Origin of the sequence: Thermosphaera aggregans (assembly GCF_014962245.1) — an archaeon.
Classification (GTDB): Archaea; Thermoproteota; Thermoprotei_A; order Sulfolobales; family Desulfurococcaceae; genus Thermosphaera; species Thermosphaera chiliense.
In genome coordinates this window covers 280,443-303,941 of the sequence record NZ_CP063144.1, presented here as the reverse complement: position 1 = coordinate 303,941, position 23,499 = coordinate 280,443, and the positions used below count along the sequence as shown (strand labels likewise).

Sequence of the window (23,499 nt, the reverse complement as noted above, 5' to 3'; positions counted from 1 at the left end):
CCTCCTCAAGCCTTCCACGCGAGATAGTGCTCCAGGAGCTTCTCGGATAGCTTTGAGTGGTGGAAAACCTGCTTGGAGACACAATCCTCCAGGAAGGAAGCCTTCTCCTCAAGCACCCGTAGAACCCTCTCCTTATCGCCGTATCCCTGAAGCCTCTCGGATAGGTGTGCTAAAACCCTGGGTGTTAAAGACCCGCAGGACCCTGGTGTAGAGCAGAGCTCACGGATCTCCGATCCCTCCCCGAGCTCGCACAAGGCTGAAACCCTTCTAACCCCCTGGTTGTTGGAAACCATCACTATTGCTGAAATATTCCTGAGAAGGCTACGCGGTATGGATATAGGGGGTGCTGTCAGCCTCTCCACGACAGACCTCGGGTTGTCGGCGTGAATGGTTGTTAACACTCCATGGCCGAGCCTGGATGCCTGGACGAGCAACCTGGCTTCAACCCCTCTCACCTCGCCGACAACTATGTAGTCAGGCCTCCTCCTGAGCGCGAACCTTAACAGGTCGTAGGAGGTTATGCTGGCTCCCTGCTTACCGGCTAAATGCCTCTCAACAAGCGGGTCCCAGAGGCCTGTAGAACCGCTCAGCTCCGGGGTGTCCTCGATGGTGACAACCCTTCTTGAAGGAGGTACGAGGGTTAGCAGTGCCTGGAGGAGGGTTGTCTTCCCGGCTCCAACACTCCCAGCCACGATCACCCAGCCCTTCGACTCGAGGATGAGCCAGAGGTATGCTGCAACAGCCGTGTTTAAAACACCCTCCGCTATCAGCCTGGTGATGGTTACAGGGGCTCCGGGCCTCCTCCTAACCACTATGCTACTACCGCTCCTCGAGACCTCGTCGCCGAAGGTTAGGCTAACCCTTAAACCCTCCCTTGTCAAACCCTCCGCTATTGGGTTGTGCAGGGATATATGCCTCCCCGATCTCCTCGCGAGAGAGAGGACCAGCTTGTCGACGAGGCTGCTGCTCACGGTGATGTTGGAGGGGAGCCACCCGTACCAGCTGTACTTGGAGTGGATGACGTGGATCCTCCCGGTCTTCCTGTCTAAGCTGACCTCCTCAACGCTCTCATCCATTGTGAAAGGGTATAAGGGGCCGTAGCCGCTGGCGATCTTCGAGTAGTTGTAAACCACCTCCGCTCCGGGAAGCCCTGCATCCTTGAAGCCTGCTTCAACGCTGAGCACTAGCCTGGATACTTGTTCAATAACAGCAGGGGTTATAGGCGGCTCCTCGACAACATACTTCAGCAAGCCACCGTTCCTGACAATCCTTGCCTTAATGTTGAAGGGGAGCTCGTACTCCTCCAGGATTAAGCCTTCAACACCCTCCTCGAGAGAGTAGCCTGTTAAATACTCCTCTACAATCCTCTTCACAACCCTGAGGGAAGCGTCTGCAAGCCCTCCTTTTCCCGCTGGGGTGGGGAAGGAGGTTGGAAGGATGGTTTTAAGGTTTTGAAAAAACCTTTGAAGCATGTGCAAGCCTGCCCCGCTGCGAGGCTACTTGAATACTTCGAACAGCTTCGACGGCTGCCCGTCGTAGTATATTCTAAGGTAGAGGGGTTGTGAAGCATTTATGTTAGCGGTTATGTTGCTAACTACTATGGCTACCTTACCGCCAGCTGGAATGCTGACTCCACTGATATTTGTTTCGTTAATGGGTTTCCCGTTCTGAATGAGAACAACCTTCTCAACCCTGACAGTCTTCAACCCGGTGTTCAAAACCTCCGCGTACAGCTCTTTCACAGAGCCATAGTCGTAGAGGGCTACGTACACTGCTTCAACCCCTCCGCTACTACCGCCCCCGGCTAGGTAGCCGTAGACGTAGTTGTAGAGTAGGACTCCCCCAGCGATCGTTAACGCGAGCAGCAGAGCTGTTGCAACCAGGCCGGACACAGCCTTCACGCCTGACACCATTCTTGAGGAAATGCTTGAAAGAGTTCAACGTGTAAAAATTTAAAAACACGGAGGGCTCGGGGGAGGGTGAAAGTTTTCCCGGGCCAGCTTGATCAGCACTTGTTCACAACAGTGTCAGGAAGCCTGCCCTGCTTGATGAACCCGGCAACTGATTCGGCAACAAACCTCGCCGTCTCCGCCAAGGCCTCCCAGGAGAATCCTCCAAGGTGAGGGGTTAGTACGGTGTTTTCAAGCCTAGGCAGCGGGCTGTCCTGCGGGAGGGGCTCCGTCTCGAAGACGTCGAGGGCCGCGTAGATCTCTCCCTGAGCAAGCCTTTCCGCAAGAGCTTTCTCATCAACTATAGGCCCTCTCGCAGTGTTGACAAGCAGGGCTCCTTTCTTCATCCTGAATACCCTGTCCCTGTTTATCAGCCTCCTTGTCTCAGGGGTCAGCGCAACGGTTATTGCCACCACGTCGCTGGTCTCGACAAGCTGGTCTAGATCCATTCTCTGAGCCTCGAGCGCGTGCTCTATCTCGGGCTTAGCCCTCCTATCCCAGTAGACTATTCTCGCCCCGAAGGGCTTGAGCCTCCTGGCCAGCGAGGCCCCTATCCTCCCCATCCCCACTATTCCAACCTGCTTACCGCTCAGCGTTCTCCCAATCAGTGTCTGAGGGGTCCCGGCAGTCCACTTCCCTTCTCTAACATACCTGTCGCCTCTGACAATGTTCCTGTAGTGTGCAAGTATTAGAGCCATGATATGGTCTGCAACAGTCTCCGCTATGTAGTCCGGGGCGTTGGCTACGCATACCCCTCGCTGCGTGGCAGCCTCTATGTCAACCTTGTCGAGCCCTGAGCCCTGAACCATGATCAGCCTCAGCATCTCAGCCTTCTCGATCAAGTCCCTGGGCACAGTGTTCCACGGGGCTGCCACCAGGACTACTGCATCCCTCAGCTCCTTCTCAAGCCACTCCGGGGGCGCCTGCCTCCCAGGGTAGTATGAGTAGGGGATGCCTTCTTTTTCAAGGATTTCGAGGCCGTTCCTAGGGGGTTCAAACATATATACTGCCTTCATGAGTCAACACTCCTCGAGGAAGCCACATGAATACTTTATTGGAGACTGGATATTTAAAGCAGTGGGGAAGCTACTTCCTTACAGCCCTGGGGACGGTTAGCTCCTTGACAAGCCTTTCATGAAAAGCCAGGAACTCGCTGAGAGTGCTCAGGGATAGGTCGTATGCGGCGGAGACAATGTTCTGTCCCGGGTAAGTGGCGATCATGGTTACAGGCAGGTTAGAGCTCGCTACAGCCCCGGCTACCTTGTCGTAGAGGGATTCATCACTGTAGAATACTATGTAGTCGTAGAATCCTCTAACCTCTCTTGAAAACATCTTGTCAAGCCTGTCCCCCACGCTGTTTCTGAGAACAGTGTTGTCAACCCTACTGTTCTTCTTAACCAGGTAGACCTCTCCAGCCACAACCCTGTCGCTCGGGTTGAAGGCTATTTCAAGCCTGTCCCTCCTACCCGCGATCTTGGCGAAGGGGTAGTATAGCAGGGAGTGCCTTGGGACTGTGGTGAGCAGTAGGTAAACCCTGTGCTTGCCTGGGAGGACGTACCTGGCCTTGAAGCCTACGATGTATCCGAGCCACTGGTACTCCTTGCTTGAAGGGTTGAAGTGCTTTTCAAGAGCTAGCACCACATCCCTCAGCAACACTATCAGCCTACGCCTCTGCCTGAAAAACCATATGGCTGAGGCCGCGCCGAGGATCGCTATCAGAATTATCACGCCGTAAAGCGAGAGCAAGTCTTCAATGCTCACCCAACCACCTCGACAAGGCTTTCAAGCTTCTTAACATCCTCGAAGCTCTCCGTGGGCTTTCCGAGATAGTTTATGAGGACGAGGGGTTTTTTAATAGAGGAGAGTTTTTCAATGAAAGCCTTCTGCTGCTGCTCCACCCCCATTCTCCGAGCCATTTCAGCGGGGAGGATCTTGTTGAGCACGAGGGCTTTAGCGGGAGCCCCGAGCCTCTTCTCCAGGAAGCTAACAGTCTCCTCCATCTCGTAAACCGGCAGAGGCTCCGGGGTTGCAACCACTACGTAGGAGGTTCTCGCAGGATTCTTCAACACGTCCATGAGGTTTGAGTACCGCTGCTTCATCTCGAGGAGAATAGACAGGGCCTTATCCCTTGCCTCAGCCTCCCTCCCCGTGGTTCTCGCGATAACGTATCTCAGGGAGACAATCCTCTCCCTAACCTTGATCAGCTTGTCAAGCCAGACCATGTAGAGCAGTGGGAGGTAGAGGGTTCTAAGGGTGACGCCTGTGGGAGGCGTGTCAACCACTATGAAGCTGTAGTCCCGGCTGGAGTATACGCTGTCTAAAACCCTTAGGAAAACCTCCTCCTCAACACCCGGCATGTACTTGACAACGTCCACCACGCTGTCAACGTTTAAGACTGTGAGGGATGGTAGAAGGTATTTGAGCATGCTGGAGTACTGGTCAGCCTGTCTGGCAACCTCCTTTTCAACATCCAGCTGCCTCACAGCCAGGTTTTCCCCGAGCACGTGCTCCCTGTCGACAACCTCCTCCCCAATGTACTTTGCCAGGTGTTTGGCCGGGTCGAGGCTTAGAACCAGCGTCCTCCCCAGCCTCGCAAGCGCTGCGCCGAGGAGGAGGGATACTGTGGTCTTGCCGACACCCCCCTTCCCTATCACAACCACCACGTGCGGGCAGCAGGAGTATGGCTTGATAAGGTCTTGAAGCACTACCACTCACCTCCCAGCGACGACATTAAATCCCCTAGCACATCCTCCCCTCTGAACCCCCGGGACTCCAGTATCGACACCTCCTCCTTAACAGCCTCCAGGAGCTCAAGGGAGAGGAAGACAGGGATTGTTTTAACGCCTACCAGGGGGCCGAAGAGCATTGTGAGGAATGCGTTCTCCAGCTCAACATACTCAGCCTGCAACGCCTCCACGCTCTGCTCGAGTATTGCCTGGTTAAACCCTTTGATGAAAAGGAGTAGCTCCCTGAGAAAGCTCCTTATCTTTTCCAAAACCATTAGCAAGCACCGATGAGAATTATGTTGAAAAAAGGTTTATTAAGAAAGGACTTATGCTTTCACGCTGGCATGCCTCAGGGATTTAACGAACAGCAGTATCAGGGCGATATCCAGCGCTAGAGACACAGCTACTATGAGACCTGTAGTAGCAATATAGAGTGCTGGCAGGCTTGGCACAACGAGGAGGAGCCAGATGAAGAGTGCTGATGTAACCGTCACCCAGAGGAACACTGCCGGGGCCATGATCAGGAGGCTGACCTTACCCCTGACCTTCAAGACCGCGTAAACCCATAAAGCCTCGGTGAGCAGTGCTATTGCCGCGAGCAACTGGTTTGTCCCTGCGAATGCTGGCCATATCAGCTGGTAGGCATATATCAGCCTGCCTGTCAACGGGTCCGTGACCTGCGGCAGAGCCATTACCGCTCCAAGCAGTATCGGTATCAGGGATGCAATCCACCTGTTGGCTATCACCTTGTGAACGCCGGGCTTCCTGGGCTTAACCCAGTCGAACAGCTCCACCCATGCAAACCTTGCCAGCCTGTTAGCAGTGTCGAGCGTTGTCAGCACGAATGCTGAGAGAGCCCATGCGGCAAAGGTTGAGAATCCTTTGTACAGGGCTGGGAAGTTCTCAACCCCTAGGAGCTCGACCACATGAGCGCTTGCACTAGGCCGTAGGATGTGTAGAACCTGGCGGTTCCAGCCAGGTTTAACACCGTGGGCGTGGCCGTCACGTTAAGCCCGGAGTTCAGGAGCGTGGCGGTTGTTAAGCCAGCGTTGGATGCGAAGGCTGTGAAATCCCAGACTATGGCGGCCGGAAGTATTACAGCAAGGGATGAGACAGCTCCCTCCGTCAACATTCCACCATACCCTACGAGGAGGGCGTCGAGCTCGTTGGCAAGCTGCTTAGACGTTGTCCCCGAACCTACTACGGAGTGGAAGCCTGACAGCGCTCCACACGCGATCGTCAAGGGGACTGTGGGCCAGAACCATGCTATGTCAGCCCTCGCTGCCTCGCCGATCGCCCCGATAGTGGCTCCCTTAGCGACGAAGCTGGTTATCAAGGGGCCGGTCAGCCCTATGAGAGGTATTGCTAGAGGGGCTAGGATCGCCAGGGCTACGAAGCCCCACAGCAGGTATGCGTTCAAGTAGTCCCTAGGCTGGAGCAGGAACCATACCGGTAGCGACGCCGCGATGAAGCTGTAGGCCGCAAGTATAACAACCCATGTCTGATACGGGACGGGCGCGTCCCCAGGCATGACTAGCTGGGTGTAGTAGCTAGCATATATCAGCACCACCTCGAGGACGAGCGCTATGACGGTTGCCTTCTTAACGTTGACCCCGAACCTGTACACCATCACGCCGAACAATAAGGCTAGAGGCATGTAGAAGACTGCAACCGTGGCTGCTGAGGGAACGCTTATGAATGTTGATGACGCAACGCTGAGGAATGCTGCGAGAACCAGGATCAGGGCGAACCAGGTGTACGCTAGGAATACATACCTCGCCTTCTTCCCCATCGTGGACTCTGAAATACTCATCACCGATAAGCCGCCGTACCTGACGCTCGACATTATTGCAAGGTAGTCGTGGACTGCACCGATGAAGACGTTGCCGAACAGCACCCATATGAGCGGGAGCCCCCAGCCCCAGTTAAGCGCGAGCGCTGGACCGGTGATAGGCCCCGCCCCGGCGATCGATGCGAAGTGGTGGCCGTATAGAACGTACTTATTGGCTGGAACATAGTCGACGCCGTCGAACTTGGTCAGCGCAGGGGTCGGCCTGTTAGGGTCTGCCTTTGTGACCCGTTGCTCAAGTATCTTCTTCCCGTAGAAGACGTATGCCAGCACGTAGATAACGAGAACGATCACGAGGATGAGGATCGGGTACATTAACACAACACCTCCTACTTCTGCTCCAGCTTAACCCCTGTCTTAGCCTCTACGAACTTGCTAATAGCTGATGGAACCTCTCCAAGCCACAGGTATGGTCCAACAAGTATTAAGATGAAGCCTGCAACACCTGCTGCAATCGCTATATCCCCTTTCACGACTCCACCGGTTGATATATAGGCGTAGAATATTATTGCTATGGCGATGATGGTTATGAGTAATCCCAAGACCTCCTTGGGGCTCACGTAATCCACCTCTCCAAGTAGGTAATTTATCCACACGTAGTATAAATATCTCTCGTTAAAACCGGTTGGATGTAGAGGTTTTCAAGCCCTGGTTTAAGCGGCAGGCTCTTGAAGCAGCGTGCGGGGCTGGGAACCCGTGCTTTTGTTTTTAAAGAGTATTACTGGATAATAGATCAGAGTTTACAGGTATTTAGGGGTTTGCCTAAAATGTCTAACAGCGTTGAGGGCGTTGAGAAGTACAGGGCTATAAGCCCCGCTGAGTTTTTCTACAAGTACAGGGAGATCGCCGGCTTCTCCAACCCTGTTAGAGCACTCTATCAGACTGTGAGGGAGCTTTACGAGAACGCTTTAGACGCTACCGATGCTCACGGAATACTCCCCGATGTCAAGATAGCTATCAGGAAGGTTGACGAGATCCAAGAGTACTACAGGGTTACCGTTGAAGACAACGGGATAGGGCTGCCCCCGGACGTGGTTCCAAACGCTTTTGGAAAAGTATTGTTCAGCAGCAAGTATGTTTTGAAGCAGACCCGGGGGATGTACGGGCTCGGTGTTAAAATGGCTGTGCTCTACGGGCAGATGACAACTGGCAGGCCTGTTGAAGTAATCACGAGCAAGCAGGGGTTTAAGAGGATATACTATTTCAAGCTGAGGATAGATGTGAACAGGAACGAGCCGGTGATCCTTGAGAAGGGGACGTGGAGGAAGACCAGGGACTGGCATGGGACAATAGTGTCTATAACGCTCGAGGGCGACTGGGCCAGGGCTAAGCCGAAGATCATGGAGTACCTGCAACGCTCAGTAGTGGTCACCCCTTACGCGAACATCATATTCATAACCCCGGAGAACGAGATAGTCTACTACCCCCGGGCGATAAGCATCCTGCCCAGGCCCCCGGTGGAGGTTAAGCCACACCCCTTCGGCGTCGACCTCGAGATGTTGAAGCAGATGAGGGATTTGAACACGTCGGAGACCGTTAAAGACCTGTTGATCAAGAACTTCCAGAGCGTTGGGGAGTCAACAGCCACTGAGGTTTTAAGCAGGGCCGGGGTCGATCCTTCGAAGCCGGCGGGCTCCCTGAGCGAGGATGAGCTGCTCAGGATTGTGAACGCTATCAAGGGGTTTGAAAACCTCAGGCCCCCCTCAGCCAAGGCTATTTCGCCGCTGGGGAGGGAGATTATTGTTGCAGGCTTATCCAGGATGTTCAAGCCGGAGTTCGTTGAAGCCGTGACGAGAAGGCCGCAGGTCTACCACGGCCACCCGTTCATCGTGGAGGCGGGGGTTGCTTACGGGGGAGGCACGCCCCTGGGCGAGGCGGATAAGCCTGTAATACTTAGGTATGCTAACAAGATACCGCTCCTCTACGACGAGGGCAGTGATGTGACAACCTTCGTCGTCAAGGAGGATATTAACTGGGCTAACTACTCGATAGTTTTCCCAGCACCTCTCGTGGTCCTGGTGCACGTGTGCAGCACTAAGATACCTTTCAAAGGAGTTGGCAAGGAGAGCATTGCCGACGTGCCCGAGATCAGGAGGGAGATAAGGCTTGCCTTAATGGAGGTTTTACGCAAGCTGAAGATATACCTGGTGAGGAAGGCTAGGGAGGAGGAGGTTAAGAGGAGGGTTGTCCTCCTCGCCAAGTATATTCCCGAGATAGCTAGAAGCCTCCACACGATCGTGAGAGGGGAGGACGGGATCAACCAGGATATCCTCGAGCAGAGGCTTGCTGAAATAGTTGCTAAAAGGGCTGGGATACCGCTGGAGGAGGTTGTCAAGAGCCTTGAAACAGTCGAAATAGGTACTTGAGGGAGGGGTTTATGGTTACCAAGGCGGACCTGCAGGCAAGGGCAAGGGCTAGCGAGCTTATGAGGAGGAGGTTTCTCGAAATATCCCAGCTAATCCTTAAAGGAGAGAGGCCTGTTCTCGTAATGCCTAAGAGAACACTCTCCAACACCATCTACGACCACAGGCACAAGCTACTACTGCTCGGTCCCGAGACGTTGAAGAGGAGTTTCACCGATGTCAACGAGGCAAGGAAGTTCATGCAGACAATGCTGATGGCTTCGATAATCTACGACTCCCTGGTCAACAACGAGTACCCTACGATACGTGACCTCTACTACAGGGGTAAACACACCATCTCCTACAGGGATATTGACGGGAAGGTGGTGCATGAGAACAGCTGGGAGGAGCAGAAGGAGTCTGACAGCGTTATAAGAGATCTTGAAGTCTTCCTCAACGTTTTAAGAGAGGAGCTGCTCATCCTCAGCAAGGAGAAGGGGAAGGTTGTCGGGAACCTGGTGATCAGGAGCGGCGACGACACCATAGACTTGAGCAGGATGGGGCATGGAGCCTACTCGATCGAGCCCACGCCGGACCTGATAGAGTTCAAGGATGTTGACGCCGAGTACGTGCTCGTGGTGGAGAAGGATGCTGTGTTCCAACAGCTCCACAGGTATGGTTTCTGGAGGAAGAACAAGGCGGTACTGGTTACCAGCGCCGGGCAGCCGGACAGGGCTACCAGGAGGTTTGTGAGAAGGCTTAGCGAGGAGTTGAAGCTCCCCGTGTACGTGCTCGCCGACAGCGACCCCTACGGGTACTACATCTACAGTGTTTTCAAAATAGGCAGTATAACCCTGTCCTACGAGAGCGAGAGGCTTGCAACCCCTGGGGCGAAGTTCATAGGGGTGATGATGACCGATGTCTTCGGGGACGCCCCGTTCAGCGAGGTATTGGCAAGGCTTGACAAGGGCTTCCCAGGGATTTCGAAATCATCCCTGGCAAGGCTTCACGGTAAGAAAGCCTATCTCGATGAGAAGGAGAGGAGGAACTATATTATCAAGGCTAAGCAGAAGGATGTTGAGAGAGCTGTCGAGCTCGTCGGCTACGAGGTAGCCGAAGTCTGCATGGACGAGGGTGATTTGAAGAGCAAGGTTAAGAAGAGGAAGGAGGGGTTGACAGGCTACCCTTGGTTCAGGAGCCCCGAATGGGTTAGGGAGCTCTGCATATTCTTCAAAACCCTCAGCAAGCTCGAGATCGAGGCAATGGCTAGTAAGGGGCTTAAATTCCTAGCAGACAGCTACATCCCGGAGAAGATTGAGACGAAGGATTGGATAGACTAGGGTTAAAACCCTTTAAACACAAAGATTTAAGCGATGATGAGGAAAACGGGCTTGACGCGGAAGGGATGAGAAAACCTGTCTCATCTGAACCTGTTAAACAGGTTTTTCAAAACGAGCAGTGCTTGCACACAGTACAGGGAGAGCGTGGTTGATAGAATACTCGGGAGAATCCTGGGTAAGACATCGTCTGCAATGAGGATGAAGGATGAAGCCTGGATGAGGCATGCCAATCCCTGGAGCTTCGCAACCAGGCCCCCCACTATTCTTCACAATTGCCTGCTGGTCTCGCGCGTGGATAGGCTGTTCTTCCTAATCCCCTTAGCGGTGATCGCGGCGTGGACGTTTCTAAACCCCAGGGTTTTCCCAAAGCCCCGTTCAACCCGCAACCGGGCTAGCAAGGGTGTTTTCGGCGAGAGGATAATGGTGAGCAGGAGAGAGTACTGTGTTGAAATACCAGAGCACCATGTGAAGGCCGCATTCGCCTTGACAATGCTAAGCCTTGCAGGAGCCATCCTCCTGTTCTACGGGATAGTGGCGCTCGAGCCCTTGACCACCGTGGCAGGCTGCATCACCGCGTGTTTTGGCATGCTCTGGTATGTTGACAGAATGGTCTGGCTGTTCGAGGATTTGAAGGATCACCCGGTTTCCAAGAACTGGGTTTACTGAGTGCTGAAGCACTGTAGCTTGTTATTAAAGCGGGTTCAGAATAAATACTAAATAATGGTTGATCCCTGTGAGCACTGTCGAGCTGGTTGTACATCCAACATGCTTCTCAAGCTACAGGCTGCTGAAAACACTCAGCGAGAAAGGCTTGTTAAACCGTTTAAGAATCCTGGTAGCTGATAAGCCAGGGGTTGGTTTCGAGAAGAAGGCTTGGAGCGTGCCCTGGCTCCTGGTTAACGGTGAGCCAGCCGCGGCAGATCCTTTGGAGCCGTGGGAGGTTGAAGCCGTGCTGGAGGGGAGAGGTCTCCAGCCCCCCGGAGACCTTGCAGAGTCCTTCATGACGAGCGTGATGCACAGCTCCTACGCCTCCAGCCTCGTGGTGCTGTGGGGGTCGCTGGAGCCTGTGCTTGACAAGGGTTTCGCCAAGGCTGTTTACAGGGCTCCTCTCACCCATGTAGACGTTGACAAAGCCCTTGAAAAGGTGAGGGAGAAGGCTGGGGAACTTTACGATGAATGGGTTGACAAGCTTAGGAGAACCCTGGCAGTAGCCTTCACTAGAGAGCTCTACTGGTTCTCCAACAGGAAGCTTACAGCAGACAGCCTGGTGCAGGCATCGAGGCCAGAGGTGATCGGGGCATGGCTCCTCGCCAAGGCAAGCATTGGGAGAGTGGGGCTTCCCCCGAACCCGCTCGGCGCTGGAGCTGTTAACGCCGGAGAGATTTCGAGCTTTATATCCAAGGGTGCTAAGGGAATACTGAACAAGGTTGAGAACGAGGCTGAAGCACTATTCAACGACAAAGAGTACTGGCTGATGATAAGCCGGCTGAAGAGCGGGAGCTGGTGAAAAAGGAGACTGACCACCCCGGAAGCCAGGGGGCTGTAAAGCAACTATAATCACGCACACCAGGGTCAGAGTCAACTACTCACCCACGTTGAGCTCAGCTTGTAGAATACTGGGCTATACCAAAAACACCGGCACTGGTCCAGCGCCTCCACAAGCCAACTCAGCAGGAAGTTCGCTGGAAAATCGATCGCGGATAGGGGTCTAGTCATGGATCTAAAAATTTTGTTTCAAGCAGGGCTTAACGGACGGCACATCAACGAGAACCCCCGGTTTTCCGGAAAAACAGCCGCAAACCTTAAAAACCCCAGCCATCAAAACAACGACTAGAAGCAATAAGAAAAGACTGAAAGTTCATCAACATATCCACATTCCTCATGCTCCTCAAACGAAGCAATAAGAAAAGACTGAAAGATATTCTATGGCACTGATAACAAAAACGAATATACTTGAAGCAATAAGAAAAGACTGAAAGCGACAATCCCTCGCTCTACATTGTTCCCGAGAGATTCGAAGCAATAAGAAAAGACTGAAAGTAAGAAAACACTGAATTCACGTGTTGTAAGATTGAGAAGCAATAAGAAAAGACTGAAAGATAACAGTTTTCCAGCAATTGCTTCACATATTACAAGGAAGCAATAAGAAAAGACTGAAAGTAATAGTATACATTACTGCGAGTTCTATGCGCCTCAAGAAGCAATAAGAAAAGACTGAAAGTGCCGATGACGTGTTCTCCGGCAATCATTATAAGCCGGGGCCAGCATTATCTCTCTACATGTTGGAGGCTCCTATACACATACCCGGTTCAGCCGTTCTAGTAGTGGATTACGGGGGACAGTACGCTCACTTAATAGCTAGGAGGCTGAGGGAGCTAGGGGTTCCGGCGGTTGTTACCCCGTACACCAGGGTTGGGGGCGTGGACTTGTCTAAATACTCTGCGGTAGTCTTATCGGGTAGTCAGAGGAGTGTTCTCGAGGCTGACCCGGCAGTGCTGGACTCAGCCCGGAGAGTACTAGGGGATGCTGAGACACCGGTGCTGGGCGTTTGCTTCGGCCACCAGCTCATCGCTAGAATCCTGGGAGGCGTTGTCGAGAAGGGGTGTGGAGAGTATGGTAGGGTTATGGTTAGGCTGGTTGAGCGGGATGAGCTTTTCAACGGCTGGGGAGGGGAGGAGTATGTGTGGATGAGCCACGGGGACTGCGTGTCCAAGCCTCCCCCGGGGAGCAGGGTTCTAGCAGTCTCCGAGAACGGGATCGTTGCGGCCTTGAAGATAGTGCTGGGTGGGAGAGTTGTTTACACTGTACAGTTCCACCCAGAGGTGTCGCACACGGTTAAAGGGTTGAAGCTCCTGGACAATTTCGCACGCTTCGCAGGGGTTGAGAGGAAATGGGTTAGGGACTACTACTATTCTCTAACGGTGGTTGAGCTCGAGAAGTACAAGGGTGTTGAAGGACCCGTGGTTGCCGCGGTCAGCGGGGGCGTTGACTCAACAGTGGCTGCAGCTCTCGCTAGGAGAGTGCTCGGAGATAGGGTTGTACCGGTGCTGGTTGACCACGGGCTTTTCCGCGAGGGGGAGGTTGAGGAGGTTGTTGAAAACCTGGCTAAGGCAGGGCTGAAGCCTCTCGTACTGGATGAGAAGGAGAGGTTCCTGTCAAGGCTTGAAGGGGTTGCCGACTGCGAGGAGAGGAGGAGGATCATAGGCGAGGAGTTTGCTAAAGTATTCGACCAGGTTATGGAGGAGCAGGGGGCAAGGGTTTTCATCCAGGGGACAACCTACCCGGATATTGTTGAGAGCGGGGGGACAGGGGTTGCTGACAGGATTAAGTCACACCACAATGTTGCAGGACTACCCTTGTGGTTTAGGGAGAAGTACCTTGTAGCTGAGCCTTTGAAACACCTGTATAAGGATGAGGTCAGGGAGGTCGCCAGGATGCTGGGAGTCCCAGAATACTTTGTTAAAAGGCAGCCGTTCCCAGGTCCAGGGCTGGCTGTTAGGGTTGTAGGGGTTTTCACCAGGCGGAAGCTGGAGATATGTAGGAGGGCTTCCGCAGTGGTTGAGCAAGTGCTGAGGAGGCATGGACTGCTCGACAAGGTTTGGCAAGCCTTCGCGGTCGTGGGTGATGACAAGTGGGTGGGGGTTAAAGGGGATGCGAGAAGGGTTGGCTACGTCGTGATCGTGAGGATTGTTGAAAGCAGTGACGCGATGACAGCTGACTACTTCAAGCTACCTTACAGTATTCTAGACGAGGTTTCCAGGGAGATCACGAGAAGCATTGAGGATGTAACCATGGTTGCCTACGCTGTAACAACCAAGCCCCCTAGCACGATCGAGCCTTGCTGAAAACCAGGGTGAGGCTGCGTGGAGGTTGTCTACATACCCTGGAGCAAAGCGGTTGAGTACTGCTACAAGCTAGCTTCAACCCTTCTAGACGCTGGCGAATCCCCTGATACAGTGGTGGCTGTTTCCAGGGGAGGGCTTGTCCCTGCTAGAATAGTTAGCGACGTGCTAGGGGTTGACGAGCTCGTGGTTTTAAGATCCAGGCTCTGGGGGATAGGCGGGCGTGTGAGGGAGGAGCCTGAGATCAAGGCTCACGAGGAGCTGGCCCCGGCGGGCAAGAACATTCTCGTCGTGGATGAGGTAGTGGATACTGGTGCAACACTGACCAGGATTGTTAGGCTGCTGAAAGGGCTGGGGGCGGCTGAGGTTAAAACAGCCGTGATACACTACAAGGCGAGCAGCAGTTTCAAACCAAACTACTATGTTGAAAGAGTTGAGAAATGGGCCTGGATATTCTACCCGTGGAGCTTCAGCGAAACACTCTACGGCCTCGCCAAGCAGGGAGGCGGGGATGTTTACGAGAACGCTTTCAAAACACTGAGAGACATAGGAGCAAGCGAGCTCTACATGGACCCATTAAGGATAAAGGCATCGCTGAAAAAGTATGTTGACAAGGTTGAAAAACCTACTTGAGACACGGTTCCTTACAGCGACCATGCCAGAGCTGTGCATCGAGAAGCTTGAAGAAGTATAGGAGTGAAGCAGTGAGGAAAAGAAGCAAGCGGTTAATCCTTAATATTACATATTTTCTGATCGCTTCAAGTCGTTGATTTGATGACAGGATATTAAAATTTTCTATGGGTTTCCCGGGAAACCAGGGTTCCCCGTTGACGAGCTGTCCGCGCAACCCTGCTGGAACCGGGGGGTTCTAGTCCATGCGGATGGTTTTCCAAGCGGCTTCCACAGGGCAAGGATTGGCCCTTATTTTGCAGCCTAAACGTCTTTTTCTCCGAATACTTCACCCACACGGTATAGAAGATTTTCCCAGACTTTCAGATTCGTGAAAAGCGGGTTGAAAGATTAGCGTAGCAGGTTTTCTACTTCTATTACTCGGACTCCTAGTGCTTCAAGTGCTTCCTCTATGAACCTGTAGCATTCTCCGAAAGCGTTTCTCTTCGAGTACACTATTACCGCGTCTATGTCGCGCAGCCTAGCCAGCTTCATCAGCCTTGCCAAGCCGTTTCTCTCCTGCCCTGTGTAGTCAATGTCTCTAATCACCTCTACAATCCTCCACTTAAACCTCACCGCTACCTTCTCGCAACGCCTCACCTCCTCCTTAACAGGGATGAGTTGGGAGATCGTGAAGGAGGGGGTATGATCTTCTCGCCTGACACGTGCCTGTAGACATATATTGCAACCCTGGAGGCTTTAACCCCGGGGTCGCGGAGAACGGGCTGGAGGGCTTTAAGCTCGTAAGCCGGTATCAGCCACCTCCTCCTCATCCTTACAGCCCCAATCCTGCCTTCCCTAATCCACCTTCTAACAGTCCTGTCGATAACCCCGAGTAAACGCGCAACCTCCCTGGTTGAGAAGTATGATTTTCCCAAGGCTACTTCACGCTTATCTATAAAAATATATGTTTTAACGGACATTTATCCTTTAATTCCCGAAATAGTCGGCAAAGAATCGTCTACAATAGAATATACCTGTTGATGAAATTTAAAAAGCATCCGCCGGTAGAAAAATAAATATTTGCAGGTGGTTATATAGTGGGAGATGCCTCCACACGGCAGCCAACACTTCTCGAAGCTCTCTTAAAACCTGTTGAATCCAAGCTGGCCGAGGAGTTCAAGACTGTTCTCGAAGAGTTGGCATCGTTAACACACTACATGAATACTTCCCGAGACGTGCTCGAGTTCACCGTTAGGCTTACACCTTCGAGCAGGGATGCACCACAGCCTTCACTATGGACTAGTAGAAGCCCGTGCAACATGATAAGCGGCAGGTATGAGCCGGACACCAGGGAAATGATCATCTATGTGGACCGCTTGCTGATGGATCAGGAGTGGTTCAACCTGGAAAACAAGGCTAGGATGACCCTGTGGTATCTTCTAATACGCCACCTCCAGCACACCGCGCCCCACCTAACCATCAGCGGGCTGGTGACTGAATCCGCTGACAAGCCTACGGCATGGGAGGTGGAGGCGTGCGTGCTGAGCACTATGTTGTCGAACACGGGCTATTACCGGTTAATCACCACCGGTCATAGGATTGTCTACACTAGATCGTTCCCCCTCCTAGAACTATACACGGAGAGTCCTCTGAAAAGCGAGAGAACCCCGCTCTTCCACAGAGTGAACCAGCTGGCCGGCACGCTTTCACGGGATATTGAGAAGCTGAGGTATTTCATCGCTGGGAAGCCTGTTTCGAGAAAGCTGGCTAACGACATCGGCTTAGAATGGACCCTGTATGTTAAAACACTAATGTTCTGCAATAACGCAGTTATTTTAGAAAACGTTGGAGGCGCCATATCCCTAGTCTACTCTAACACGACTTACGAGTACTATTGCAACGACGTGGAGATAGTGCTTGAGGAACCCGTCGAGGTGAACACAGCCTTGCTTGAGGAAATAATACTCCATCCAGGAGGGGCTGAGCCAATTGTAGAATTCATCAGCGGCGGCGAAGCAGTAAGGGTTAAGGCAAGCGTCAGGCAGGGCTATGGGGATGAAGAACCCCTAGTCTTCAGCAACCTGGGGGAAGCGCTCGCCAAGATCTCGGAGGCTAAGATACCTGTGAAACTCCCCAAGCCAGTGTGCCGGAATCTAGGAATGTGGGATAGACTGTCCTACCCGCTACCCAGGCTGATAGTCTATGGGGAGGTGTACCGACTTGCCAGCATAAGCCTGCTGCTCTCCCCCGGCTCATGCCCCGATTACAATGCTGAAGGAAGCCCTTAAAAGCAGCTACGAGTAGGGTTGGACACAGCCGATACGCGGTCAATGAAGACAACACGCCTGCAGAGGGTTCAGGGATTTCAATATGTTAACGCCGAGGCTTCTACGACCGATAAATCTACCGACACAAGTAAACCTGTGATAACGCTCCTAGAGCTAGAGGAAACCTCGAAGACCCTTGGAGCGTGGAACTTATTAGAATTAATTAATCCCCTGCGAGGACGGGGAGTAAAGAGGATTGGGAAGCCCTGGGTCTGTAGAATCTTCAAGCAGGTTGATAAGCTTTAACATGTTAGACTCCGAAACCAGTTTCTGAAAACAGCACGAACTAGCACTATCTGTAGAACCTTCTACTCTCCGGCTAAAATGCTTAAAATCCTTACAACTGTTCGTAACAAGAAGTATATCATAAGCAACAATAACCTTAATCAACCCTGTGTGAATACAGATTATATCGAGATGGGTAACCCATGCTTAAAGTTATACCGAAGAGTATTACCGTAAAAAACTTCAAGTGCTTAAGAGATGAACACATTCCTTTAACCAGTGTAAACATAGTTGTAGGTCCTAACAGTAGCGGGAAAACAAGCCTCATAGAAGCCCTATACCTTTTCAAACTAGTGCTTAACCATGTGCAAAACCGCGTCCCCAACCCCTTCCTCTACTGGTGGAGTTACAGAGACGCCGTGTGGAATCACGATGAAAAACTCAATATAGAGCTAGGCATGGAATTCTCAACTACCTGGAAACCCGAGAAAAACGAGTGGGAAGCCCTGAAGGAGGATTGGGGAGGTGAAATCCTAGAACTTAGTAAAGTTAATTACAGGATCACTTTTTCGGGCCGCGGCGGCTTTAAAATACTCGAGGAAAAACTCAGTATACCCACAATGAATCTCGAGTTAGTATGTCGTGAAGGAAACTGCACATTTAGCTATGAAGATGTAAAATGCGGTATTGACCTACACAAGCATGGATACAGGTATGTCTTGGAGTTTATACACGATTCCTTCAGGTTACACTCTTATGAGGACCGTGAAGACTGGAAAACTATTATCGAGGACGTCATATCCGTTTTGGAAGATCACATTCTCCTCTTAAACCTGATTCCGGAGGAGCTGTTTGAGTCGAAACTTAATAAATCGCCTCCCGTGACTGAAATAGCTACTGCTCTCGTAAGTCTCTACATTTTATTGGATAGAATGGTTATTCTATCTCCGGAGGCTTCGTTTAGAGCTCGCGAACCGGCACGGGTAACTAGGGTTGTGATTCCCTCTCCTTTCGGCGAGGATTTAGCTCCTTTCCTGTTAACCAGGTATGGTGGTAGAGTACCGGAGGCTGTCAGGTCTTCTATTAGCTACATACTTGATTCCCCCGATATTGATGTAAGGGTTGTTCCTACCACCGATGGTAGGGTGTTTCTAGAGGTTGTAGAGGGCGGGACAAGGTTTAATCCTCCATCTATTTCCAACGGGTTGCTCAAGGTTTTGATCATAGAGTTGGCTCTCGACATAGGTAGTCCTATTATTGTTGTTGACGAGTTTGAGAATTCTCTCCATATCAAGGCAATACACAGGCTTCTAGACGATGTTAGAAACAGTGATAGCGTGTTTATTGCGACAACTCATTCCCCAGCAGTCATAGACCTCGTGAAACCTGGTGAAATCATTGTTATGGAGAAAAAAGGTTTTGAAGCCCACCATAAACGCTTCGAAGACCCGGAGGCTTTAGCTAAGAGGTTGAAAGAACTCGGCGTTACCTTGGGTGAGTATCTTGCATACATTGCTCCATAGAGTCAAGGTGTTTGCAGAGGATAGTTACGGGGAAGAAGCTCTACGTATTTTATTCTCCAAGCTATACGAGCTTGGGAGGATCAGCGCGGAAGTACATGTTAAAGTTATGCCGGGACGGTGCAATGCTAAACTCAACCGTGTGATTGAAGCTTCCTGTCACGAGTACGATAAGGTCGTACTTTTAATCGATGGTGATGGAGACCCTGAGACAGCTGAACGCAGGGAAGAAGACCATTTACCGAGAGAACAAGGTCTTGGAGCTAAAGTAGAATTAGTAGTTAATGACTACGAGATAGAGGAGTGGATTCTGCACGCACTCTACAACGAGAAACCGGGTGGCAGAAAACCTAGTGAAAGACTTAAGGAGCTGACTAATGGATGGTATCGGAAGAGGTTCCTTCCAAAGCTCATAGAGAAGATTGTAGATGATAGTGAAGCCCTGGACAAGCTTCTTCGCTACAAGGCGGTTAGGAAACTCGTTAACGCTATATCATCGGTGCAATACTAACATAGTCATGCACCGAGGTTAAAGTTGAACCCTGGAGGTCTGTTTCTACAAGAGGTATACAATACGGCTGGATCAACCCCTGTAGAAACAGCCATGTCCATGCGCTATTGCAATATATTTGAACGTCGCGCTTCCTCTCGAAAACCCTATCTTCAACAGGTTTAACGGGAGAACCAGGCTAAACCATAGTAGACGGGGGCGAATCCCTCTTAAGCTTAAGAATCCCCTCCCAAGAAGGCTTGTGTAGAGAAGACCTTATTTAAATTCTCATATGAATTATGAATATGCTTCTAAAGTTATAAGACACGGAGCCTTACCAGGTATTGACAAGTGTTTTTAACAGGGTGCAGGGCCTTGTACAGTGACTGTATTATGATGGTTAAGCGGGTGCTTGGAAATCACAGAGAAGGAGAGTTAATTCGCGATAAATTCTTATTCACCCTCTTCTCGCGCTACAGCAAGTTCCATGAGAAAACCAGGGGTAAGCGAGTAGTCGGCTTTGAAAAGTCCCGTAGTTTACATAGACGGGTCCGTGGAGGCCATACTCTATACGCTGTGTTGGAGGATGGCTCCCGGGTTGACTGGTCTTATAGGAAAGCGTGCGAGGAGTATGCTAGTTTAGGCTCTTCTAAATCCAGGATTAACGATGTGATTAGAGCGTTTAGAGAAGAGGTGGAGCCGGATATTGGGAGCTTATCAAGTCTAGGATGCAGCCGGATGGCACTATACTAGCAGATGATGGTAGATGCTACAAGAGAAATGAGGTAGAAGTACACCATGAAGGCAAGTCATTCAAGGACATACTAGAGGGGTTCTTGAGACAGGAGGGCCTCCGCCTCGAAGACATTAAGCTAGAAGACATAGGTGAGGGCTATAGGTTAGCGGATAGAGGGCTGGCTCAGAAGTGGCGTGAGTTCCACAGAAAACATGCTCACCTCCTGATACTACCAAGGAGGTTACACTTGGAGAAACACGGACAAAAACAAAAATAGGACGCATACCCCATTCCTTCATGTAAAGAATCCTCTAGAAGCCTTATTCAAACCCGTCGAGTCCAAGCTGGCCAGGGAGCTCGCGCCCATTCTCGAAGACATATACTTTCTGACAAAACACGTTAACACCTCCCGTGATGTGTTGAAGTTCACGGTTAAGCTTGAAGTTGCCGGCCGGGACGTGTTGAACAGTCAGGCATGGCCTCGGGGAAGCCCTTGCAGAGCTGTAGGCGGCGTGTATGAGCCTGGAACCGGGAGGATGATCATCTACGTGGACCGCGTCCTGGAGGAACAGGGTGAAAACAGCCTGTTCAAACCGGTGGAGATGACCCTGTGGTATCTTCTAATACGCCACCTCCAGCACACCGCGCCCCACCTAACCATCAGCGGGCTCGCACCGGGCTCCATGGATAAGCCCACGGCCTGGGAGATGAAGGCTTGCATACTGAGCACTGTGCTCTCAAACTTCTTCCGCGTAGGCGTGGACCCAGCCTTATACAAGTTGGTCTTCGGCCGGACATGGCCGCTCGTGAAAACCCTGCTAGAGAAACCCCGTATAAGGGATATGAGATCCCCTCCCAGTAAGGTTGGGTTTACACCTCCCGAGAGAGACTCTTCTAGACAAGGTGAAACACCTGGCTTTCGAGCTGGAGAGAGAGTTTGAGAAACTACGCTACTTCGTCCTGGAGAAACCCATTGTATGGGAGCTGGCCAACGACTCCGGCGTGGACTGGAATATATATGTTGCGGCGCTGAGGCTCTCCCACCACCCGGTTGCACTGATGAGCCCTGGGGGCAAGGTGGTGCTGGAGTACTCGAGGAATGGGGTGCACACACACTGGTTCAACTGGGTAGAGGCGGTGCTTGATGAGCCTGTTGAAGTAAGCACGTCCAGGCTCGAGGAGGTGGTCTTCCACCCGGGGCACCCGGAGCCGGATGTTGAGCTCGCAGGCCCCGACTGGAGTGTAAGGGTGAAGGCTAGGATCAAGCCAGACCCGAGGGGTGAGGAGCCCCTGGTTTTCAGCAACCTCGGGGAGGCTATTGCAGAGCTGTCGAGGGCTAAAATACCTGTGGAGCTATCCAAGCCGGAGTGCCTGAAGAATTGGAGGTGGAATGAGCTGGTTTACACGCTACCGAGGCATGTTAACTTGAAGGAGAAGGTGTACCGCCTGACCAGTGTGAGGCTGATGCTACCGCCCGGCGCCTGCCCAGAGGATGAAGAAGAAAGGGGCCGCGCAGGGTGGTTTTAAGTGGACCACGAAGAGTGCTTCGAGAGCGAGTTCTACACCGGGATAGTGTACGGGGTGGCGGCAACCGTTATCGCCATCCTGGTTCTATTGTTCCTGGTGACTCGTGACTACTTTCAGCTAAGCCAGGGGCTTGCAGGCTTGTCGGAGGGCGCACTGATGGTTATCGGGGCCGTCTGGGGGAGCGGTGCAATGCTCTCCCTCCGCGTGAGGAAGGGCGGAAGGATCTGGTTCATCGGCGGAGTAATCGCTGGGACGATCATAGTCGTGGTTGTCGCAGCACTAATACTCGCCATTCTCGCATCAGCCAGCAGTGAGAAGGAGAACAATGCAGGATGATGCGCATAAATACGTGTTAAGCTAATAATAAAAGTGGTGGAGTTCTTGAAGCCTATCGGTGTAGTTGTAAGCGGTTCCTCACCCGTCAACGTCCCCATCCATGTGTACAAGGGCTGTGAAAACCAAGTCATGGAGGAAGCCTTCGTCATAATCAAGGATGACGAGAAGAACACGGATTACTTTGGAGTTATACGTAGCTTAAGGATGAACGACCCGTTGCTCAACCAGTCGCAGAGATCCAGCATCATAGACAACCCGGAGCTGGCTAAGCAGGGGAGGGAGGTGGTTTTTGAAACCTCGTACGTGAGAGTGCTAGGGGTTCTCCAGCCAAACGGCCAGCTAACCCCTCCGAGACAGCCTCCGGCGCCGAGGAGCGAGGTCTACCTTGTCGAGTCACCGAGGGATGTAAAACTCGCGCTTGAAACCGGCCTGGAGCTGGGGGAGCATAAGTTCAGCAGGATAAGAATACCGTTGAAGCCGGAGGCGCTTAAATACCATGTAGGAGTGGTAGGGGCGACAGGCACGGGCAAGTCTAAGCTGGTTGTAGCCCTGGTGAACGAGGTACTCGAGAAAACCGACTGGAAAGTATTAGTGTTCGACCACTCGGGGCAGGACTACGTTAACGTGCCGGGGTTCGAGGGTAAAGTGTTAGACGCGTCCGAGATCACGCTGGACCTGGAGTCCATAGCCGAGTATTTGAAAAAAGAAATATCGGCTAAGGAGGCGGGAGAGGATGCGCTATACGTCTCGCTCATCCTGTACATACTGAGCAAGGGTGATCTGCGTAAATTCTCGGAAAGCCAGGACCGGTCTATCACCGAGTTTGCTAAGGGCGTTGAGGGGAAGGTTGAAGTCAGCATTAGTGAAAACAAGGTGGGAGAGGCGTTGGAAAAGATGCCCGTGCTGCTTGAAACAGTTGATTTAGAGGAGGAGATGAAGAAGGTTAAGTGGGAAACTTCATCACTCGTAAAGCTGTTTGAGACCGTGATAAATATCGTGGCGGGAAAATCAACCAGTAAGAGGAAATACGTCACATTCATGTCGTTGCAGAAGGAATACATTGAATCCTTGAACAAAAGGAGAATCAGCAGTAGAGATATTCTCGAGAGGCTGGAGAAGGACAGGCTGGTTGTCTTAGACTTGAGCACCGTGAGGCAGGAGGAGCGGAAGTATGTGGTCTACTCTGTTCTACGCAGGATTTGGGACCGTATTGACGAGGCGAAGAAGCCTGTGAACACTCTAGTAGTTGTTGACGAAGCCCACAACTACGCCTGCTACCAGGGCTGCTACCCTTCAAGCAGCATTATCGAGAGGACTGCCAGGGAGGGGAGGAAGTGGGGTCTCGGGCTCGTGCTCGCCAGCCAGAGGATGATCGACTTCAGCACTGATGTAAGGAACAATATCAACACGTTCTTCTTCAGCAAGCTCCAGACGCCTGGAGACTTAGACAATTTGAAAGGTGTTTTAGACCTTGGAGGAGTAGAGTACGACGACCTTGCCATATTGGCGACCAGGGAGTTCTACTTCGCCGGGCTGGGCAACCCGTTGAAGTATCCTGTGTTGATCGAGGTGAAGCAGGTCTGAGCGTTGAAGAAGAAGCAGGCGTAGTTCCTGAGATACTAGCTGGGGAGCTCGATAATCTGGTTGATAACATACTCGAGAATGCTAGAAACATTGG

At 52.0% G+C, this 23,499-nt stretch carries 28 protein-coding genes and 1 CRISPR repeat array; of the genes, 17 read left to right on the top strand and 11 right to left on the bottom strand.

Annotated elements, in window-relative coordinates:
• Window positions 1-5: 5 nt before the first annotated feature.
• From IMZ38_RS01770 to IMZ38_RS01735, 9 genes are all read right to left on the bottom strand, one after another.
• On the bottom strand, window positions 6-1,472 hold the full coding sequence (locus IMZ38_RS01770; protein ID WP_227410943.1) for a type II/IV secretion system ATPase subunit: 1,467 nt from the start codon (window positions 1,470-1,472) through the stop codon (window positions 6-8).
• A gap of 24 nt (window positions 1,473-1,496) precedes the next feature.
• Window positions 1,497-1,901 carry a hypothetical protein gene (locus IMZ38_RS01765; RefSeq protein ID WP_193436484.1) on the bottom strand — a complete coding sequence of 135 codons (405 nt, stop codon included), beginning with the start codon at window positions 1,899-1,901 and terminating at the stop codon, window positions 1,497-1,499.
• A gap of 104 nt (window positions 1,902-2,005) precedes the next feature.
• Window positions 2,006-2,965: a 2-hydroxyacid dehydrogenase gene (locus IMZ38_RS01760; RefSeq protein ID WP_193436483.1), complete on the bottom strand. Its 960-nt coding sequence runs from the start codon at window positions 2,963-2,965 to the stop codon at window positions 2,006-2,008.
• Between the two features lie 70 nt (window positions 2,966-3,035).
• Window positions 3,036-3,710, bottom strand: coding sequence for a hypothetical protein (locus IMZ38_RS01755; RefSeq protein ID WP_193436482.1), 675 nt, complete (start codon window positions 3,708-3,710; stop codon window positions 3,036-3,038).
• Window positions 3,707-4,654 (bottom strand): ArsA family ATPase, encoded by a 948-nt coding sequence (locus IMZ38_RS01750; RefSeq protein ID WP_193436481.1) that lies wholly within the window; start codon window positions 4,652-4,654, stop codon window positions 3,707-3,709. Before IMZ38_RS01750 ends, IMZ38_RS01755 begins: the two co-directional genes overlap by 4 nt.
• The gene (locus tag IMZ38_RS01745) at window positions 4,654-4,950 is read right to left on the bottom strand and encodes a DUF7990 family protein (RefSeq protein WP_465250824.1); all 297 of its coding nucleotides are present in this window, start codon (window positions 4,948-4,950) and stop codon (window positions 4,654-4,656) included. The genes IMZ38_RS01750 and IMZ38_RS01745 overlap by 1 nt, the downstream gene beginning before the upstream one ends.
• Window positions 4,951-5,001: 51 nt before the next feature.
• Entirely contained in the window at window positions 5,002-5,601 is a 600-nt protein-coding gene (locus IMZ38_RS07295) for a carbon starvation CstA family protein (RefSeq protein WP_227410897.1), read from the bottom strand.
• Complete coding sequence (locus IMZ38_RS01740; RefSeq protein WP_227410896.1) at window positions 5,586-6,839, bottom strand: carbon starvation CstA family protein; 1,254 nt, start codon at window positions 6,837-6,839, stop codon at window positions 5,586-5,588. Before IMZ38_RS01740 ends, IMZ38_RS07295 begins: the two co-directional genes overlap by 16 nt.
• 14 nt (window positions 6,840-6,853) lie before the next feature.
• Window positions 6,854-7,084: a hypothetical protein gene (locus IMZ38_RS01735; RefSeq protein WP_193436479.1), complete on the bottom strand. Its 231-nt coding sequence runs from the start codon at window positions 7,082-7,084 to the stop codon at window positions 6,854-6,856.
• Window positions 7,085-7,291: 207 nt separating this feature from the next.
• Here IMZ38_RS01735 and IMZ38_RS01730 point away from each other — a divergent pair, with 207 nt between their 5' ends.
• The 7 genes from IMZ38_RS01730 (at window position 7,292) to IMZ38_RS01700 (ending at window position 14,681) form a co-directional block, all read left to right on the top strand.
• Window positions 7,292-8,890: a DNA topoisomerase VI subunit B gene (locus IMZ38_RS01730; RefSeq protein WP_193436870.1), complete on the top strand. Its 1,599-nt coding sequence runs from the start codon at window positions 7,292-7,294 to the stop codon at window positions 8,888-8,890.
• 11 nt (window positions 8,891-8,901) lie between these two features.
• Window positions 8,902-10,206 (top strand): DNA topoisomerase IV subunit A, encoded by a 1,305-nt coding sequence (locus tag IMZ38_RS01725; protein ID WP_193436478.1) that lies wholly within the window; start codon window positions 8,902-8,904, stop codon window positions 10,204-10,206.
• Window positions 10,194-10,358 (top strand): hypothetical protein, encoded by a 165-nt coding sequence (locus IMZ38_RS01720; RefSeq protein WP_193436477.1) that lies wholly within the window; start codon window positions 10,194-10,196, stop codon window positions 10,356-10,358. Before IMZ38_RS01725 ends, IMZ38_RS01720 begins: the two co-directional genes overlap by 13 nt.
• Window positions 10,351-10,872 (top strand): DUF6653 family protein, encoded by a 522-nt coding sequence (locus IMZ38_RS01715; RefSeq protein WP_193436476.1) that lies wholly within the window; start codon window positions 10,351-10,353, stop codon window positions 10,870-10,872. Before IMZ38_RS01720 ends, IMZ38_RS01715 begins: the two co-directional genes overlap by 8 nt.
• A gap of 67 nt (window positions 10,873-10,939) precedes the next feature.
• Window positions 10,940-11,713 carry a hypothetical protein gene (locus IMZ38_RS01710; RefSeq protein WP_193436475.1) on the top strand — a complete coding sequence of 258 codons (774 nt, stop codon included), beginning with the start codon at window positions 10,940-10,942 and terminating at the stop codon, window positions 11,711-11,713.
• A gap of 326 nt (window positions 11,714-12,039) precedes the next feature.
• Window positions 12,040-12,427: a CRISPR direct-repeat array (repeat unit 24 nt; unit sequence GAAGCAATAAGAAAAGACTGAAAG).
• Between the two features lie 58 nt (window positions 12,428-12,485).
• Window positions 12,486-14,051 (top strand): glutamine-hydrolyzing GMP synthase, encoded by a 1,566-nt coding sequence (gene guaA, locus IMZ38_RS01705; protein ID WP_193436474.1) that lies wholly within the window; start codon window positions 12,486-12,488, stop codon window positions 14,049-14,051.
• A gap of 18 nt (window positions 14,052-14,069) precedes the next feature.
• The gene (locus IMZ38_RS01700; protein WP_193436473.1) at window positions 14,070-14,681 is read left to right on the top strand and encodes a phosphoribosyltransferase; all 612 of its coding nucleotides are present in this window, start codon (window positions 14,070-14,072) and stop codon (window positions 14,679-14,681) included.
• Window positions 14,682-15,068: 387 nt separating this feature from the next.
• On the opposite strand, the gene IMZ38_RS01695 is transcribed toward IMZ38_RS01700, so the two are convergent.
• Together IMZ38_RS01695 and IMZ38_RS01690 are read right to left on the bottom strand one after the other, a co-directional pair.
• Window positions 15,069-15,293: a recombinase family protein gene (locus tag IMZ38_RS01695; RefSeq protein ID WP_193436472.1), complete on the bottom strand. Its 225-nt coding sequence runs from the start codon at window positions 15,291-15,293 to the stop codon at window positions 15,069-15,071.
• A gap of 20 nt (window positions 15,294-15,313) precedes the next feature.
• Window positions 15,314-15,640: an excisionase family DNA-binding protein gene (locus IMZ38_RS01690; RefSeq protein ID WP_193436471.1), complete on the bottom strand. Its 327-nt coding sequence runs from the start codon at window positions 15,638-15,640 to the stop codon at window positions 15,314-15,316.
• A gap of 117 nt (window positions 15,641-15,757) precedes the next feature.
• On the opposite strand from IMZ38_RS01690, the gene IMZ38_RS01685 reads away from it, so the two are divergent.
• The 10 genes from IMZ38_RS01685 (at window position 15,758) to IMZ38_RS01640 (ending at window position 23,405) form a co-directional block, all read left to right on the top strand.
• Window positions 15,758-16,948: a hypothetical protein gene (locus IMZ38_RS01685; RefSeq protein WP_193436470.1), complete on the top strand. Its 1,191-nt coding sequence runs from the start codon at window positions 15,758-15,760 to the stop codon at window positions 16,946-16,948.
• A gap of 18 nt (window positions 16,949-16,966) precedes the next feature.
• Window positions 16,967-17,233, top strand: coding sequence for a hypothetical protein (locus tag IMZ38_RS01680; RefSeq protein ID WP_193436469.1), 267 nt, complete (start codon window positions 16,967-16,969; stop codon window positions 17,231-17,233).
• Window positions 17,234-17,415: 182 nt separating this feature from the next.
• The gene (locus tag IMZ38_RS01675; RefSeq protein WP_193436468.1) at window positions 17,416-18,735 is read left to right on the top strand and encodes an AAA family ATPase; all 1,320 of its coding nucleotides are present in this window, start codon (window positions 17,416-17,418) and stop codon (window positions 18,733-18,735) included.
• The gene (locus IMZ38_RS01670; RefSeq protein WP_193436467.1) at window positions 18,716-19,243 is read left to right on the top strand and encodes a hypothetical protein; all 528 of its coding nucleotides are present in this window, start codon (window positions 18,716-18,718) and stop codon (window positions 19,241-19,243) included. The genes IMZ38_RS01675 and IMZ38_RS01670 overlap by 20 nt, the downstream gene beginning before the upstream one ends.
• Window positions 19,244-19,597: 354 nt before the next feature.
• Window positions 19,598-19,975, top strand: a complete 378-nt coding sequence (locus tag IMZ38_RS01665; protein WP_193436466.1) for a hypothetical protein — start codon at window positions 19,598-19,600, stop codon at window positions 19,973-19,975.
• Window positions 19,951-20,235 carry a hypothetical protein gene (locus IMZ38_RS01660; RefSeq protein WP_193436465.1) on the top strand — a complete coding sequence of 95 codons (285 nt, stop codon included), beginning with the start codon at window positions 19,951-19,953 and terminating at the stop codon, window positions 20,233-20,235. Before IMZ38_RS01665 ends, IMZ38_RS01660 begins: the two co-directional genes overlap by 25 nt.
• A 142-nt stretch (window positions 20,236-20,377) precedes the next feature.
• Window positions 20,378-20,899: a hypothetical protein gene (locus tag IMZ38_RS01655; RefSeq protein ID WP_193436464.1), complete on the top strand. Its 522-nt coding sequence runs from the start codon at window positions 20,378-20,380 to the stop codon at window positions 20,897-20,899.
• Complete coding sequence (locus tag IMZ38_RS01650; protein WP_193436463.1) at window positions 20,823-21,485, top strand: hypothetical protein; 663 nt, start codon at window positions 20,823-20,825, stop codon at window positions 21,483-21,485. Before IMZ38_RS01655 ends, IMZ38_RS01650 begins: the two co-directional genes overlap by 77 nt.
• Entirely contained in the window at window positions 21,486-21,821 is a 336-nt protein-coding gene (locus IMZ38_RS01645) for a hypothetical protein (protein WP_193436462.1), read from the top strand.
• Between the two features lie 45 nt (window positions 21,822-21,866).
• The gene (locus IMZ38_RS01640; RefSeq protein WP_193436461.1) at window positions 21,867-23,405 is read left to right on the top strand and encodes an ATP-binding protein; all 1,539 of its coding nucleotides are present in this window, start codon (window positions 21,867-21,869) and stop codon (window positions 23,403-23,405) included.
• Window positions 23,406-23,499 lie beyond the last annotated feature (94 nt).

Bases quoted from the DNA above. Each gene is read 5' to 3' on its own strand.
- IMZ38_RS01660 (WP_193436465.1), top strand. From the start codon at position 19,951: ATGCAGCCGGATGGCACTATACTAGCAGATGATGGTAGATGCTACAAG.
- IMZ38_RS01770 (WP_227410943.1), bottom strand. From the start codon at position 1,472: ATGCTTCAAAGGTTTTTTCAAAACCTTAAAACCATCCTTCCAACCTCC.
- IMZ38_RS01745 (WP_465250824.1), bottom strand. From the start codon at position 4,950: ATGGTTTTGGAAAAGATAAGGAGCTTTCTCAGGGAGCTACTCCTTTTC.
- guaA (WP_193436474.1), top strand. From the start codon at position 12,486: ATGTTGGAGGCTCCTATACACATACCCGGTTCAGCCGTTCTAGTAGTG.
- IMZ38_RS01760 (WP_193436483.1), bottom strand. From the start codon at position 2,965: ATGAAGGCAGTATATATGTTTGAACCCCCTAGGAACGGCCTCGAAATC.
- IMZ38_RS01725 (WP_193436478.1), top strand. From the start codon at position 8,902: ATGGTTACCAAGGCGGACCTGCAGGCAAGGGCAAGGGCTAGCGAGCTT.
- IMZ38_RS01675 (WP_193436468.1), top strand. From the start codon at position 17,416: ATGCTTAAAGTTATACCGAAGAGTATTACCGTAAAAAACTTCAAGTGC.
- IMZ38_RS01690 (WP_193436471.1), bottom strand. From the start codon at position 15,640: ATGTCCGTTAAAACATATATTTTTATAGATAAGCGTGAAGTAGCCTTG.
- IMZ38_RS01730 (WP_193436870.1), top strand. From the start codon at position 7,292: ATGTCTAACAGCGTTGAGGGCGTTGAGAAGTACAGGGCTATAAGCCCC.
- IMZ38_RS01740 (WP_227410896.1), bottom strand. From the start codon at position 6,839: ATGTACCCGATCCTCATCCTCGTGATCGTTCTCGTTATCTACGTGCTG.